Here is a 14473-nt window from a genome sequence, read left to right as displayed (position 1 = left end):
TTAAAAAAAGAGGCTAATGTTACCAGTTAAGATGCGCACTGAAAAACGGTTCTCTGTTAGACTTCAGAGAAACTCTCTCTACATTATGGCATTTGCGATGAAAGTAATCTCACAAGTTGAAGCGCAGCGTAAGATTCTGGAAGAAGCGGTCTCGACGGCACTGGAATTAGCGTCAGGTAAGTCGGATGGCGCGGAAGTCGCTGTAAGCAAGACCACGGGTATTAGCGTCAGCACCCGTTATGGTGAAGTGGAGAACGTCGAATTCAATAGCGATGGCGCGTTGGGGATTACGGTTTACCACCAGAACCGTAAGGGCAGCGCATCGTCCACCGATTTAAGTCCGCAGGCGATTGCCCGTACCGTGCAGGCCGCGCTGGATATCGCCCGTTACACTTCACCGGATCCGTGCGCAGGCGTGGCGGATAAAGACCTGCTGGCCTTTGATGCGCCCGATCTGGATCTGTTCCACCCAGCTGAAGTCTCCCCTGACGAAGCTATCGAACTGGCGGCGCGCGCTGAACAGGCAGCGTTGCAGGCGGACAAACGCATCACCAATACCGAAGGCGGCAGCTTTAACAGCCACTATGGCATCAAAGTGTTTGGTAACAGCCACGGCATGCTGCAGGGCTACTGCTCCACACGACATTCCCTTTCCAGCTGCGTGATCGCGGAAGAAAATGGCGATATGGAACGCGATTACGCTTACACCATTGGCCGTGCGATGGGTGATCTGCAAACGCCGGAATGGGTGGGGGCCGACTGTGCGCGCCGCACGTTATCGCGCCTGTCGCCGCGTAAGCTCTCCACCATGAAAGCACCGGTTATTTTTGCCAACGAAGTGGCGACCGGACTCTTCGGACACCTGGTCGGCGCGATTGCCGGTGGTTCGGTGTACCGCAAATCGACCTTCCTGCTGGATTCGCTGGGCAAACAAATTCTGCCGGAATGGCTGACCATTGAAGAGCATCCGCACCTGCTGAAGGGACTGGCGTCGTCGCCATTCGACAGTGAAGGGGTACGGACTGAGCGCCGTGACATCATTAAAGACGGCGTGCTGACTCAATGGCTGTTAACCAACTATTCCGCACGTAAGCTGGGGCTGAAGAGCACCGGGCATGCGGGCGGGATCCACAACTGGCGAATTCCGGGACAGGGTCTAAGCTTCGAGCAGTTGCTCAAAGAGATGGGCACAGGCCTGGTGGTGACTGAGCTGATGGGGCAGGGCGTGAGCGGTATTACCGGAGATTACTCGCGCGGCGCGGCGGGCTTCTGGGTTGAAAATGGCGAAATTCAGTACCCGGTGAGCGAAATTACCATCGCCGGTAACTTAAAAGATATGTGGCGAAATATCGTCACCGTCGGTAATGATATTGAAACCCGCAGCAATATACAGTGTGGTTCGGTACTGTTGCCGGAGATGAAGATCGCCGGGCAGTAATACTCGTTAATGCGTTAATTTTTAATAATAAAAAAGGAAGTGAGCAATGCGTAAACACCTGTTAGCGATCGTCGCGGCTTCAACGCTGGTTCTTGGTTCTTCTGCGTTTGCAGCCGATCTTGAAGACGACATGGGGATCCTCAACGACAACCTGAAGATCGTTGAAAAAACGGATAACGCGACCGAGCTAAAAGATGCGTTAACCAAAATGCGTACAGCTGCGCTGGATGCACAAAAGGGAACGCCACCGAAGCTGGAAAGCAAATCCCCTGATAGCCCGGAGATGAAAGATTTTCGTCACGGTTTTGACACGCTGATCGGTCAGATTGATGGCGCGCTTAAGCTGGCGAATGAAGGTAAAGTCTCAGAGGCGAAAGCCGCAGCGGAAGAGCTGAAAACAACCCGCAACGCTTACCACAAGAAGTACCGCTAATGTGTTGTATCCGGCCTGTGTAGTCCGCAGGTCGGATAAACCGTCATCGCGTCGCTATCCGGCAACACCATTCCCCATAAGTAAACGCTATACCCATCACATTTTTTCATTTTTATCACCCACGCATTGTTCGTTCTGCCCTCCACTTTCCTTGTTCCTCATGCGATCTCAATCACATTATTCCAGCGATAAATCGTGAACCCGACCCGTTTTGCGGCACAGATCACTGTCGCTGCGTCCCTTTCCACTTCGAAGTGGAAAACAACTCGCTACAAACTTTTAACCTCCACCGCTACTTTACCCTCAGAGCCATTAGTGGGGTAAGACGAGTGAATAACGGAGCTGTAATGAATGACATGGGGGAATCGGTGGAACTGGCCGACCGCATGCTGGCGCAGGTGTATGCCTTGCTGCGTGAATGCCACATTATTCCCAACGCAGTACAAGAACAGATGCTGACGTCGCATGTTCGCGCCATGGCGCACCGCTCGGTAACGGGTGAACCCTTACCTGAAGTCGATGCCAGCTTGTTTGATGAAATTTCTGCCGAATCAATGGCGCTTGCCCGCGACGTCGTCGCCGAGTTTGGCAATCTTCCTGAGGAAGAGGCCTGGCTGCTGTCGGTGCACTTCGAAGTCGCGAAAGACAACCTTTAAGGAGCAAAAGATGGAACAGATTACCGTAGTGATTGGCGATCGTCTGGGTAAAGGCCAGAAAGTGGCGGCAGGCGTTGAGAAAGCGGGTGGCCGTGCGGTTGTGGTACCGGGCGTTGCCGCTGATATGAAGCTGGGTGATGTGATGAAAGCGGAAAACGCCACCTTTGGTATCTCGTTTTGCGGCAGCGGCGGGGCGGGGGCGATTACCGCGCAGACCAAATACGGCTACAAGGCGAAATACGGCATGCGCTCGGTTGATGAAGGCGTAACGGCCATCAACGAAGGTTGCAACGTGCTGGGGTTCGGCTTTATGGACAAAGAAGAGCTCGGCGAGCGCCTGGTACAGGCGTGGCAAAAGAAACACGGCGCTTAAGTATGAAAGAGCAATTCACCACCACGGTGAGAGTCACTGGCAAGGGCGAGGCTAAAGCGCGCGCCTTTGCCGATGCCCTGAACCACGTTCAGGCTGCGGTGATGAAAGCATCGTCGCATATCTTACTGCGTATTGAGCCACAGGATGTGCAGGTTGTTCAAGCACGTGAAACGGTGCGCAAAGAGGCGTTTTTATTTCTCTTTCTGCGCCGGGAAAGACGCACCTTCAGCGTGGAGCTGGATGTGACCGTCAACGTGACTGCCATCAATCTCGACAAGGTGGATTTCGTTACGCAACGCTGATTCTTTATTAAAAGGCATAAATATGTTCCTGATAATATTAATAAAATCGCTCATCATTGGTGGCCTGGTTGGCGTCGGTGTCGGCGCTGGGGCTGCACGCATGTTTCATGCGCCTACCACTCAAGGGATGGGCGCGTTTCGTACTCTGGGAGAACTGAATTCCTGCGAAGGGGATCCGGCTTCTCACTTCTCGTTCGGCCTGGGCTTCTTCTTTAACGCCTGGGCTTCTTCCGTTGCGGCGGGGGCGTTCACGCAGGATGTCGACCATCGCATCATCCCCAACTGGGGCGCCGCCGCGCTGATGGTTAAAAACCGCAACGTCGGTGAAACGTTGCACGATCCCAAGCGCATGGCGATTGCCTGTGGTGTTATCGGGATGATTGTCGTGACCTTCCTTAACCTCACCGCGTCATCCGTACCGGAAGCGCTGCAAGTTACCGCCGTTAAGGTGCTGGTTCCTGCAGCCAACCTGCTGGTCAACACGGTAATGCCGGTGATCTTCTGGCTGGCGGCGATCGATGCCGGTAAGAAATCAGGCTTCTGGGCCACCGTCTTTGGCGGCGCGGCGCAACTGATTATGGGTAACGCTGTCCCGGGTCTGGTCCTTGGTATTCTGATCGGTAAAGGCGTGGAAGAGAGCGGCTGGAACCACGTTACCAAAGTCATGATGGTGGCTATCGTCGCGCTGTTTGTCCTGAGCGGCTTCTTCCGCGGCTTCGATATGAAGATGATCGAATCCTTCCATCTGACCGTGCCGAACTGGTTGGAACTGATCCACAACTCACTCAGCGGCAAATAACGGAGGCCATCATGGAACAAAATAAAGGTTTTTGGTTTGCCGACTGGTCGTTCCCGATCTTCGTTGGCCTGCTCTCTTCCGGCGTTTTTGCCGGAACGCACATGTACTACCTGTACGGTATCGGCGCATTTAACGAAGTGGCTTTTGTGGCGATGCTAAAGGCGGGAATGGACACCGGCTCTTACGGGGCGGTGGCGGCATTTGGCGCAAGCTTCCTGTTTGCCCGCATTATTGAAGGTTCGCTGGTGGGGATTCTGGATATCGGCGGCGCGATTCAGACCGGAGTCGGATTAGGTGTTCCGGCGCTGCTGCTGGGTGCGGGCATTATCTTCCCGGTTGCCAACTTCGCCGCCTCTTTGGTCACCGGCCTGGTGATTGGCCTGGCGATTGGCTACATCATCATTCTGGCGCGTAAGTTCACCATCAATCAGAGCGATTCAACCTACGGGGCGGACGTCATGATGGGGGCCGGTAACGCCTCTGGCCGCTTCCTCGGGCCATTGATTATCCTCAGCGCGATGACGGCTTCTATCCCTATCGGCATCGGTTCACTGGCGGGCGCGCTGCTGTTTTACCTGTGGCAAAAACCGATCACCGGCGGGGCGATCCTCGGCGCGATGATCCTCGGTTCCATCTTCCCGATTGCCATTAGCTAACTGTTGATTTGTAGGCCGGATAAGGCGGTTACGCCGCCATCCGGCAAAGGAGAGAGCGATGTTTGATTTACTCCTGCGCGGTGCGCGCCTCGTTGACGATACGGTGAGCGATATTGCGCTGAAAGACGGCAAAATTGCGGCATTAGGCAACGTTGATGGTTCAGCGCTGAAAACTATTGAGCTCGGCGGCGAGTGCTACGTCAGTGCAGGCTGGATTGATTCCCACGTTCACTGTTATCCCAAATCCCCGATTTATCACGACCAACCGGACAGCGTCGGTATTGCGACCGGCGTTACCACCGTCGTGGATGCGGGCAGTACCGGGGCGGATGATATCGACGATTTTTACACCCTGACCCGGGAAGCGGCGACGGAAGTGTATGCGCTGCTGAATATCTCCCGCGTTGGGCTTATCGCCCAAAATGAGCTGGCTAACATGGCCAACATTGACGCTGATGCGGTGCGGCAGGCGGTGAAACGCCACCCTGATTTTATCGTCGGCCTGAAGGCGCGCATGAGCAGTAGCGTGGTAGGTGTTAACGGCATCACCCCGCTGGATCGTGCCAAAGAGATGCAAAAAGAGAACGGCGACCTGCCGCTGATGGTGCACATTGGCAACAACCCGCCGAATCTCGATGAGATCGCCGAACGCCTGAGTGCGGGCGACATTATTACCCACTGCTACAACGGTAAGCCGAACCGTATTCTGACGCCGCAAGGCGAGCTGCGCACATCTGTCACGCGGGCGCTGCAACGCGGCGTGCGTTTGGACGTTGGTCACGGTACTGCCAGCCTGAGCTTTGCGGTAGCAAAACGCGCTATCGGTCTTGGCATTTTGCCGCACACCATCAGCTCCGATATTTATTGCCGCAACCGTATCAGCGGTCCGGTGTTCTCCCTGGCGAATGTGATGTCGAAATTTCTCGCCATGGGGATGTCGCTCCCACAGGTCATTGAGTGCGTGACCGCCAATGCCGCTGACGGCCTGCGTCTGAAACAGAAAGGGCGACTGCAGCCTGGTCTGGATGCCGATTTGACCCTCTTTACGCTTAAGCGCCAGCCAACCGTGCTGGTAGATGCCGAAAACGACAGCCTGCAGGCTGAACAACTGCTGGTGCCGCTTGCCGCCATACGTGCGGGCAAGGGCTATATGACCGAACAAGGGAGCGCGGAACATGCCTTCGATTTTTGAGAAATACAATTTAAAACAGGTAATTAACACATCAGGCCGCATGACGGCGCTCGGTGTTTCCACGCCGCGACCAGAAGTGGTTGAGGCCGCAATGGCGGGGATGAATCAGTACTTCGAAATGAAAGATCTGGTCAATAAAACCGGCGACTACATCGCGAAATTACTGGAAGTGGAAGGGGCAACCGTTGTCTCTTGCGCCTCGGCGGGAATCGCCCAGTCGGTGGCTGCGGTGCTGGTTAAAGACAGCGACTGGCTGCTGGAAAACCTGCACGTTACGCCCATCGAAAACAACGAAATTGTGCTGCCCAGAGGCCACAACGTCAACTTTGGTGCACCGGTAGGCACCATGGTGGCGCTCGGCGGCGGTAAGCTGGTGGAAGCGGGCTATGCCAACGAATGTTCCGCAGCACAGCTGGCGGCGGCCATTACACCGCGTACAGCGGCGATTCTGTATATCAAATCTCACCACTGCGTACAGAAAAGCATGCTCAGCGTGGAGCAGGCCGCGGTGGTGGCGCGCACGCATAACCTGCCGCTGATTGTGGACGCAGCGGCGGAAGAAGATTTGCAGTGCTACTACCGCCTTGGTGCAGACCTGGTGATTTACAGCGGCGCAAAGGCGATTGAAGGGCCAACCAGTGGACTGGTGATTGGCAAAACCCAGTACGTTGAGTGGGTGAAACGCCAGACGGCGGGGATCGGCCGGGCGATGAAGGTGGGCAAAGAGGGGATTCTTGGCCTGACCTGCGCTATCGAACTGTATCTGAACGCCCAGAAAGAGAGCGGCGCGGAGATGGTCGAGAAAATGACGCCGTTCATTAATGCGTTGAACCAGCTGCACGGCGTGAGCGCCCGCGTGGTGTGGGACAGCGCAGGGCGCGACATCGCCCGTACGGAAATTAAGTTTGACGAAGCGGTAACCGGGATCGCCACGGGCGAACTGGTTGAAGCCCTGAAACACGGCGAGTACGCGATTTACTTCCGTGGGTACAAAGCCAACGAAGGCATTATCGAAGCCGATGTGCGCAGCGTGGATCGCGCGCAGCTGGAAATTGTGGCCCGTCGAATTGGTGAAGTGATTTCGCAGGAGAAAAACGCATGAAACTGACCCCTAACTTTTATCGCGACCGCGTCTGCCTGAACGTGCTGGCTGGCTCCAAAGAAAATGCGCGGGATATTTACGCGGCGGCGGAAGGACACGTGCTGGTCGGCGTGTTGTCAAAAAATTACCCGGATGTCGCAAGCGCGGTCGCGGATATGCGTGAATACGCGGCGCTTATCGACAATGCGCTCTCCGTGGGGTTGGGGGCGGGCGATCCAAACCAGTCGGCGATGGTCAGTGAAATTTCCCGTCAGGTACAGCCGCAGCATGTTAATCAGGTCTTTACCGGTGTGGCGACCAGTCGCGCGCTGTTGGGCCAGCAGGAGACGGTGGTCAACGGTCTGGTCTCGCCAACCGGCACGCCGGGCAGGGTGAAAATCTCCACCGGGCCTTTGAGCAGCCAGACGCCGGACGGCATTGTGCCGGTAGAAACCGCGATTGCGCTGCTCAAAGATATGGGCGGTAGCTCGATTAAATACTTCCCGATGGGCGGCCTGAAATGCCGTGACGAGTACATCGCCGTCGCGCAGGCCTGTGCCCGGCATGACTTCTGGTTGGAGCCTACCGGGGGTATCGATCTGGATAATTTCACTGAAATCCTGCAGATCGCCCTGGATGCCGGAGTGCGCAAAATCATTCCTCACATCTATAGTTCGATTATTGATAAGGTGAGTGGTAACACCCGCCCGGACGACGTGCGCCAGCTGATGGCGATGACCCGGGCCTGCGTAGGCTAACTGACAGATGAGGAGACTGACGTGCGATTCCCCAACCAACGTTTAGCGCAGCTGTTTGGCATGCTGCAAAACGAAGCGCTTCCACAGGACGAGCTGGCGCAGCGGTTGTCGGTTTCCACACGCACCGTACGGGCGGATATCACTGCGCTAAACGCGCTGCTTACTCAGTACGGCGCGCAGTTTGTTCTCAGCCGGGGCAGCGGTTACCAGCTTAAAATTGACGACCCGGTAAGTTATCACTCTCTGCAAACGCAGCAGCCTGAAACGTTGCTGCGCATCCCGCGAACCAGCCAGGAGCGGGTACACTGGCTGGTGGTCCGTTTTCTGACGTCGGCCTTTTCACTGAAGCTTGAAGATTTAGCTGATGAATGGTTTATCAGTCGTGCGACGCTGCAAAACGATATGGCCGAAGTTCGTGAACACCTGCAACGTTATCGTCTGACGCTGGAAACGCGCCCCCGTCACGGCATGAAGCTGTTTGGCAGCGAGATGGCGATCCGCGCCTGTTTGACCGATCTGCTGTGGGCGCTGGCGCAGCAGGATCCGCAGCACCCGTTAGTGATGCAGGAGGCGCTGAATGCCGGGATCTCTGAGCAGCTACAGCCTGTTCTGCAGGACATTTTTGCCCGTTTCCATATTCGTCTGACCGATGAAGGCGAGCTGTTTTTACGCTTGTACTGCGCGGTGGCGGTACGGCGGATTAGCGAAGGGTATCCATTGCCGGAGTTTGCCGCAGAAGAAACTGAACAGGCGGTGTGCCAGGCGGCAAGAGAGATTGCGGGGATTTTGCACCAACTGGCAGACAAGCCGCTTTCCGTGTATGAAGAAAACTGGCTTCAGGTACACATTGCCGCCCGTCAGGTACAGGAGATTGCGCCCAGCGCCATCAATGCCGATGATGACGAAGCGCTGGTCAATTACATCCTGCGCTTTATCAACACTCAGTACAACTACAACCTGTTGAATGACAAACAGTTGCATGCCGATCTGCTGACACATATTAAGACGATGATCACCCGCGTGCGCTACCAGATAATGATCCCCAATCCGTTGCTGGAAAATATTAAACAGCACTACCCGATGGCATGGGATATGACGCTGGCCGCCGTCTCGGGTTGGGGGAAATATACGCCGTATATCATCAGTGAAAATGAGATCGGCTTTCTGGTTCTGCATATTGGCGTTGGGTTAGAGCGTAGTTACAACATCGGTTACCAGAGGCAGCCGAAAGTTCTGCTGGTATGCGATGCCGGAAATGCGATGGCGCGGATGATTGAAGCGGTGCTGGCGCGTAAGTATCCGCAGATAGAAATCGTCGATACCGTCACGCTGCGTGACTACGAACAGCGGGAAAGCATTAGCGAAGATTTTGTTATCTCTACCGCGCGGATCGGTGAAAAAGATAAGCCTGTAGTGATGATTGCGCCGTTCCCGACCGATTATCAACTGGAGCAAATTGGCAAACTGGTGCTGGTGGACAGAACCCGCCCGTGGATGCTGAACAAGTTTTTCGATGCCGCCCACTTTCGCGTGATCGACGGCACCATGGATCAGCAGACGCTGTTCAAAACGTTATGCTATCAGTTACAGGATGAAGGTTTTGTCGACGCGGAGTTTCTTGATTCAGTGGTTGAACGTGAGGCCATTGTCAGCACCATGCTGGGCGACGGCATCGCGCTGCCGCACGCCCTCGGTCTGCTGGCGAAGAAAACGGTGGTCTACACCATCCTCGCCCCGCAGGGTATTGCATGGGGCGATGAAACGGCACACGTGATTTTCTTGCTCGCCATTAGCAAAAGCGAATACGAAGAAGCGATGGCGATCTACGATATTTTCGTCACCTTCCTGCGTGAACGCGCGATGACGCGGCTCTGCGCATGCCAGAATTTCAGTGAGTTCAAAACCGTCGCCATGGAGTGTGTGAGCCGTTTTTGAGAGGCGGAAAACAGAATATTAACCGCCTGGAGATCAACGCAAATGATGCACAACCTGGTTGCTGCTGCCGCGCCAGATTAGCGCCGGGTCTTTGAGATCCTGCACGTATTTGCCATCGACCAGCACGTTGATGAGATCGACCACCTGCATTTGTGCAGCGTTGAGTTCATCGAGCTTGTAGCCGGTCCACACCCAGATATCTTTGCCGGGGCACTCAGCGCGAACGCGCTGCACCAGTTGCAGGATATCCGGCACGTTTTGCGGATGCAGCGGATCGCCGCCGGAGAGCGAGATCCCCTGGCGCTTGATTCGCGTATCGTTCAGATCGGCAATGATCTTATCTTCCATCTCTTTGCTAAACGGCTGGCCGGAATTGAGCCGCCAGGTGCTTTTGTTATAGCAGCCGGGGCATTCATGCACGCACCCGGACACAAACAGCGTGCAGCGGGTGCCGGGGCCGTTAACGATGTCGACGGGATAGTATTGGTGAAAGTTCATAGCTTGTAACCATGCCGGGTGGCGCTGCGCTTACCCGGCCTACAATAAGAGTGCGGTCCGTAGGCCCGGTAAGCGCAGCGCCACCGGGCATTAACGTGGCAGCGGATTAACCTATCTGCCCATTACCTAAATGCTTAACGCGGCGCTTCACTTCTTCCTGCTTACCGGCGTTAAACGGACGGGCGTCCGGGCTGCCTAAATAACCGCAGACGCGGCGGGTGACCGACACGCGCGCGGCGTCGTGGTTACCACATTTCGGGCAGGTGAAGCCTTTGCTGGTGCATTCGAACTCACCGGTAAAGCCGCACTCGTAGCATTCATCGATTGGCGTGTTGGTCCCGTAATACGGCACGTGCTGGTAGCTGTAATCCCAGACGTCTTCCAGCGCTTTCAGGTTGTGCTGAATATTCGGGTATTCGCCGTAGCAAATGAAGCCTCCGCTTGCCAGCGGCGGGTACGGTGCTTCGAAATCGATCTTGTCGTATGGGTTAACCTTTTTTTCCACGTCGAGGTGGAAGCTGTTGGTGTAGTAACCTTTATCGGTCACTCCTGGCACCACGCCAAATTCGGCGGTATCGAGACGGCAGAAACGGTCGCACAGGTTTTCGCTCGGCGTGCTGTACAGGCTGAAACCGTAGCCGGTCTCGTCTTTCCACTGATCAACAGCCTGACGCAGACGTTCGACAATGGCGATACCTTTGGCGCGCAGCTCTTCGCTGTCATACAGGTGCTTATCACCAAATAGCGCGTTGATGGTCTCGTGAATGCCGATGTAACCCAGCGAGATAGACGCGCGGCCATTTTTAAAGATTTCAGACACATCATCGTCCGCTTTCAGACGCACGCCGCAGGCACCTTCCATATACAGGATTGGCGCAACGCGGGCTTTCACACCTTCCAGACGTGCGATACGGGTCATCAGCGCTTTACGTGCCAGAATCAGACGGTCGTCGAGCAGTTTCCAGAAGGTGGCTTCGTCACCATGGGCTTCCAGCGCGATACGCGGCAGGTTGAGGCTGATAACGCCGAGGTTGTTACGCCCGTCGTGAATCTGTTCGCCGTTCTCGTTTTCCCAGACGCCGAGGAAGCTACGGCAGCCCATTGGGGTTTTGAACGAACCGGTGACTTTCACTACCTGATCGTAGTTCAGGATATCCGGGTACATACGCTTGCTTGCGCATTCCAGCGCCAGCTGTTTGATGTCGTAGTTTGGATCGCCAAACTTGTGGTTCAGGCCGTCGCGAATGGCGAAAACCAGTTTCGGGAAGACGGCTGTTTTACGGTTTTTACCCAGTCCCGCGATGCGGTTACGCAGAATGGATTGCTGGATCAAACGTGATTCCCAGCTGGTTCCCAGGCCAAAACCAAAGGTGACGAATGGCGTCTGACCATTAGCGGTATGCAGGGTATTCACTTCATACTCAAGGGACTGGAATGCGTCGTAGCACTCTTTCTCGGTACGGGAATGCGCATAACCGTCAGCATCCGGGATCTGCCACTCTTCAGCGGTTTTACGGTGTTTATTAAAGCTCTCGGTCACGAATGGCGCGAGGACTTCATCAATACGGTTGATCGTGGTGCCGCCATAAATGTGGCTGGCAACCTGCGCGATAATTTGCGCGGTGACGGCGGTTGCGGTCGAGATGGATTTTGGCGGCTCAATCTCCGCGTTACCCATCTTAAAGCCCTGCGTCAGCATGCCTTTCAGGTCGATTAGCATGCAGTTGAACATTGGGAAGAACGGCGAGTAATCGAGGTCGTGATAGTGAATATCACCACGCTCGTGCGCCTGAACCACATCACGCGGCAGCAGGTGCTGACGCGCATAGTGTTTGGCGACGATACCAGCCAGCAGGTCACGCTGGGTCGGGATTACTTTGCTGTCTTTGTTGGCATTTTCATTCAGCAGAGCAGAGTTGGTTTGCTCAACCAGACCACGAATTTCCTGGTTCAGACGGCCACGTTTTTCACGCTGGATATCACGGTCGTGGCGATATTCGATGTACGCACGGGCGAGTTGTTTGTACGGACCAGACATCAGTTGGTTTTCTACCGCGGTCTGGATCTCGTTGATATCGACCTGGCTGCGCTCATTCATCTGACTGCTAACGACTTCTGCGACGGTGGCACAGTAATCTGCGTCATCGACTCCCGCTGCTTTAGCTGCACGCAGAATGGCTTCTTTGATGCGCTCTGATTTAAACGGCACTTTACAGCCATCTCGTTTCATCACATGCGGTGTCATGATCACTCCATATTTATAAGAACAGGTTATCCACAGAGGTTGGGGAAGCGGCCATGGGTTTATTCATCTATCAGGCCAATGACTTCCCGCAATCCTGACCCACTTTATCCACAATTCCACCGCTAACCGGGGAAATGTCGTTGTAGCAATTGTAGTCGATTAATACAACATATTGGGTCGGCGTGCATTTTAAGTTCTATATGTAGTGATTTGCATCAAGGATGTTTACGATTTATTTGATGTAGCGCAAAGTAAAAATCGGAGCGTACAGATGACGGGCAGTACAGCGATTGTAAATTGTGGGCAGAAAAATCTGATTAATTATTCAACAAAAACAGTAGGGTAAATGCTGTGTCAGCACTGAAGCCCGGCAACACTACACCTGCCGGGCCTGACGCCAATTGCAAGCTACTTTTGTACCCACCAGACGGCTTCGAAAGGACGTAGCGTCATGTCTGCAGGTTGGCTGGCGACCTCGGCATAGTTGTGCATCAGCACCTGCCAGTTTCCCCCGGTATGGTGCGGCTGCCAGCTCTGGAAGGTATCGCTCAGATTGGCAATGACCAGCAGCCGCTGCCCTTGCCACTCGCGTTGGTAACACCACAGATGCGGGCTGTCCGGTAACAAATCCTGATAGTCGCCCCAGGTAATAACCGGCTCCCTTTTGCGCAGTGCGATCAGTCGCTGATAAGCATAGAACACCGAGTCGGCATCGCTCAGCGCTGCCGCCACGTTGATCTCCGCCGCGTTGTCACACAGATTGATCCATGGCTCGCCCTCGGTAAAGCCCGCGTGTTGGCTGGCATCCCACTGCATCGGCGTGCGGCTGTTATCGCGGGATTTACTGGCGAGGATCGCCAGCAATTCGTTGGCATCTCGCCCCTGACCGTTCAGTTCGGCAAACATATTATGGCTTTCCACATCGCGATAATCGGTAATCTGGCTGAAGTGCGGGTTGGTCATGCCGATCTCTTCACCCTGGTAGATATAGGGCGTGCCCTGCATACCGTGCAGCACCATCGCCAGCATTTTAGCGGCTGGAACGCGGTATTTACCTTCATCGCCAAAACGCGACACGATGCGCGGCTGGTCGTGGTTACACCAGAACAACGCGTTCCAGGCCTGATTATGCATGCCCTGCTGCCAGTGGCGGAACAGGGTTTTCAGCGCCACATAATCGGGTTTGGCTAACGTCCACTTCTCACCGTTGGGGTAATCCACTTTCAGGTGGTGAAAGTTAAAGGTCATCGACAGTTCGCTTCCATCGAGCGCGGCGTACTGCTGGCAGTTTTCCAGCGTGGTGGAAGACATCTCGCCGACCGTCATCAGGCCGCGTGGCGTGAAGACGTCGCGGTTCATCTCGCGCAAAAATTCATGTGCGCGCGGGCCGTCGGTATAAAAACGCCGCCCATCGCCGTCGGGATCGTTCGGGAAGTCCTGATCTTTAGAGATCAGATTCACCACGTCGAGGCGCAATCCGTCCACGCCGCGATCGGCCCAGAACTCACAGACTTTTTTTAGCTCGGCGCGGACCGCCGGATTTTCCCAGTTCAGATCGGCCTGTTCCGGAGCAAAGAGGTGCAGATAGTACTGCCCGCTTTCGGCGTGCCAGCCCCAGGCGTTACCGCCAAATTTGGAACGCCAGTTATTCGGCGGGCTGTCTGGCGTGCCGTCGCGCCAGAGATAAAACTGACGATACGGGCTGTCTTTATCCAGCGCTTCACGAAACCAGGCGTGCTGGGTTGAGGTGTGGTTAAACACCATATCGAGAATAATACGGATGCCGCGCGCTTTCGCCTGCGCCACCAGTTCGTCAAAATCTTCCAGCGTACCGTAGGCTGGATCGACAGACAGGTAATCCGCGACGTCGTAGCCGTTATCAACCTGCGGCGAAATATAGAACGGCGTCAGCCAGATGGCATCAACGCCCAGTTTTTGCAGATAGTCGAGGCGCTGCGTCACGCCGCGTAAATCGCCGGTGCCGCTGCCGGTAGTGTCCTGAAAACTCTTGGGGTAAACCTGATAGATAACGCCGTTTTGCCACCAGTGGGGAATAGTCATGGTTGTTTCCTGGAAATACGCTGGGGCGCAACTGCGCCCCGAAGAA

General features: G+C 55.1%; 14 protein-coding genes. 11 read left to right on the top strand and 3 right to left on the bottom strand.

All coding sequences use genetic code 11. The features are described 5' to 3' along the window. Positions 1-85 precede the first annotated feature (85 nt). From pmbA to I6L54_RS22300, 11 genes are all read left to right on the top strand, one after another. On the top strand, positions 86-1438 hold the full coding sequence (gene pmbA / locus I6L54_RS22350; protein WP_040230369.1) for a metalloprotease PmbA: 1353 nt from the start codon (positions 86-88) through the stop codon (positions 1436-1438). A 46-nt stretch (positions 1439-1484) separates the two neighbouring features. Continuing rightward, positions 1485-1871, top strand: a complete 387-nt coding sequence (gene cybC / locus I6L54_RS22345) for a cytochrome b562 (RefSeq protein ID WP_005134218.1) — start codon at positions 1485-1487, stop codon at positions 1869-1871. A gap of 347 nt (positions 1872-2218) precedes the next feature. After that, on the top strand, positions 2219-2527 hold the full coding sequence (locus I6L54_RS22340; RefSeq protein WP_040230366.1) for a glycine dehydrogenase: 309 nt from the start codon (positions 2219-2221) through the stop codon (positions 2525-2527). A 10-nt stretch (positions 2528-2537) separates the two neighbouring features. Then, positions 2538-2900 carry an SFCGS family glycine-rich protein gene (locus tag I6L54_RS22335; RefSeq protein ID WP_003830384.1) on the top strand — a complete coding sequence of 121 codons (363 nt, stop codon included), beginning with the start codon at positions 2538-2540 and terminating at the stop codon, positions 2898-2900. A 2-nt stretch (positions 2901-2902) separates the two neighbouring features. Then, on the top strand, positions 2903-3202 hold the full coding sequence (locus I6L54_RS22330) for a DUF4312 family protein (RefSeq protein WP_005134212.1): 300 nt from the start codon (positions 2903-2905) through the stop codon (positions 3200-3202). A gap of 22 nt (positions 3203-3224) precedes the next feature. Further along, complete coding sequence (locus I6L54_RS22325) at positions 3225-4001, top strand: DUF4311 domain-containing protein (RefSeq protein WP_005134210.1); 777 nt, start codon at positions 3225-3227, stop codon at positions 3999-4001. Positions 4002-4012: 11 nt separating this feature from the next. Continuing rightward, on the top strand, positions 4013-4657 hold the full coding sequence (locus tag I6L54_RS22320) for a DUF4310 family protein (RefSeq protein WP_003830379.1): 645 nt from the start codon (positions 4013-4015) through the stop codon (positions 4655-4657). Positions 4658-4715: 58 nt separating this feature from the next. Then, on the top strand, positions 4716-5849 hold the full coding sequence (locus I6L54_RS22315) for an amidohydrolase/deacetylase family metallohydrolase (RefSeq protein WP_040230362.1): 1134 nt from the start codon (positions 4716-4718) through the stop codon (positions 5847-5849). Continuing rightward, complete coding sequence (locus tag I6L54_RS22310; protein WP_040230360.1) at positions 5833-6951, top strand: DgaE family pyridoxal phosphate-dependent ammonia lyase; 1119 nt, start codon at positions 5833-5835, stop codon at positions 6949-6951. Before I6L54_RS22315 ends, I6L54_RS22310 begins: the two co-directional genes overlap by 17 nt. Beyond that, on the top strand, positions 6948-7688 hold the full coding sequence (gene dagF / locus I6L54_RS22305; protein WP_005134201.1) for a 2-dehydro-3-deoxy-phosphogluconate aldolase: 741 nt from the start codon (positions 6948-6950) through the stop codon (positions 7686-7688). Before I6L54_RS22310 ends, dagF begins: the two co-directional genes overlap by 4 nt. Positions 7689-7709: 21 nt before the next feature. After that, complete coding sequence (locus tag I6L54_RS22300; RefSeq protein WP_005134200.1) at positions 7710-9623, top strand: BglG family transcription antiterminator; 1914 nt, start codon at positions 7710-7712, stop codon at positions 9621-9623. A gap of 33 nt (positions 9624-9656) precedes the next feature. Here the strand turns inward: I6L54_RS22300 and nrdG are convergent, their stop codons facing one another. From nrdG to treC, 3 genes are all read right to left on the bottom strand, one after another. Next, entirely contained in the window at positions 9657-10121 is a 465-nt protein-coding gene (gene nrdG / locus I6L54_RS22295) for an anaerobic ribonucleoside-triphosphate reductase-activating protein (RefSeq protein WP_040230358.1), read from the bottom strand. 106 nt (positions 10122-10227) lie between these two features. Then, positions 10228-12366 (bottom strand): anaerobic ribonucleoside-triphosphate reductase, encoded by a 2139-nt coding sequence (gene nrdD, locus I6L54_RS22290; RefSeq protein ID WP_005134198.1) that lies wholly within the window; start codon positions 12364-12366, stop codon positions 10228-10230. Between the two features lie 408 nt (positions 12367-12774). Further along, positions 12775-14427, bottom strand: coding sequence for an alpha,alpha-phosphotrehalase (gene treC, locus I6L54_RS22285; RefSeq protein ID WP_040230356.1), 1653 nt, complete (start codon positions 14425-14427; stop codon positions 12775-12777). Positions 14428-14473: the final 46 nt, after the last annotated feature.

Source organism: Citrobacter pasteurii (genome assembly GCF_019047765.1).
Taxonomy (GTDB): Bacteria; Pseudomonadota; Gammaproteobacteria; order Enterobacterales; family Enterobacteriaceae; genus Citrobacter; species Citrobacter pasteurii.
Note: the sequence above shows the minus strand (reverse complement) of the source record. Positions and strands in the feature narration are given on the sequence as shown.

Coding starts and splice junctions, on each gene's coding strand:
- I6L54_RS22320 (WP_003830379.1), top strand. CDS start 4,013: ATGGAACAAAATAAAGGTTTTTGGTTTGCCGACTGGTCGTTCCCGATC.
- nrdG (WP_040230358.1), bottom strand. CDS start 10,121: ATGAACTTTCACCAATACTATCCCGTCGACATCGTTAACGGCCCCGGC.
- cybC (WP_005134218.1), top strand. CDS start 1,485: ATGCGTAAACACCTGTTAGCGATCGTCGCGGCTTCAACGCTGGTTCTT.
- I6L54_RS22330 (WP_005134212.1), top strand. CDS start 2,903: ATGAAAGAGCAATTCACCACCACGGTGAGAGTCACTGGCAAGGGCGAG.
- treC (WP_040230356.1), bottom strand. CDS start 14,427: ATGACTATTCCCCACTGGTGGCAAAACGGCGTTATCTATCAGGTTTAC.
- nrdD (WP_005134198.1), bottom strand. CDS start 12,366: ATGACACCGCATGTGATGAAACGAGATGGCTGTAAAGTGCCGTTTAAA.
- I6L54_RS22335 (WP_003830384.1), top strand. CDS start 2,538: ATGGAACAGATTACCGTAGTGATTGGCGATCGTCTGGGTAAAGGCCAG.
- pmbA (WP_040230369.1), top strand. CDS start 86: ATGGCATTTGCGATGAAAGTAATCTCACAAGTTGAAGCGCAGCGTAAG.
- I6L54_RS22325 (WP_005134210.1), top strand. CDS start 3,225: ATGTTCCTGATAATATTAATAAAATCGCTCATCATTGGTGGCCTGGTT.
- I6L54_RS22310 (WP_040230360.1), top strand. CDS start 5,833: ATGCCTTCGATTTTTGAGAAATACAATTTAAAACAGGTAATTAACACA.
- I6L54_RS22340 (WP_040230366.1), top strand. CDS start 2,219: ATGAATGACATGGGGGAATCGGTGGAACTGGCCGACCGCATGCTGGCG.
- dagF (WP_005134201.1), top strand. CDS start 6,948: ATGAAACTGACCCCTAACTTTTATCGCGACCGCGTCTGCCTGAACGTG.
- I6L54_RS22315 (WP_040230362.1), top strand. CDS start 4,716: ATGTTTGATTTACTCCTGCGCGGTGCGCGCCTCGTTGACGATACGGTG.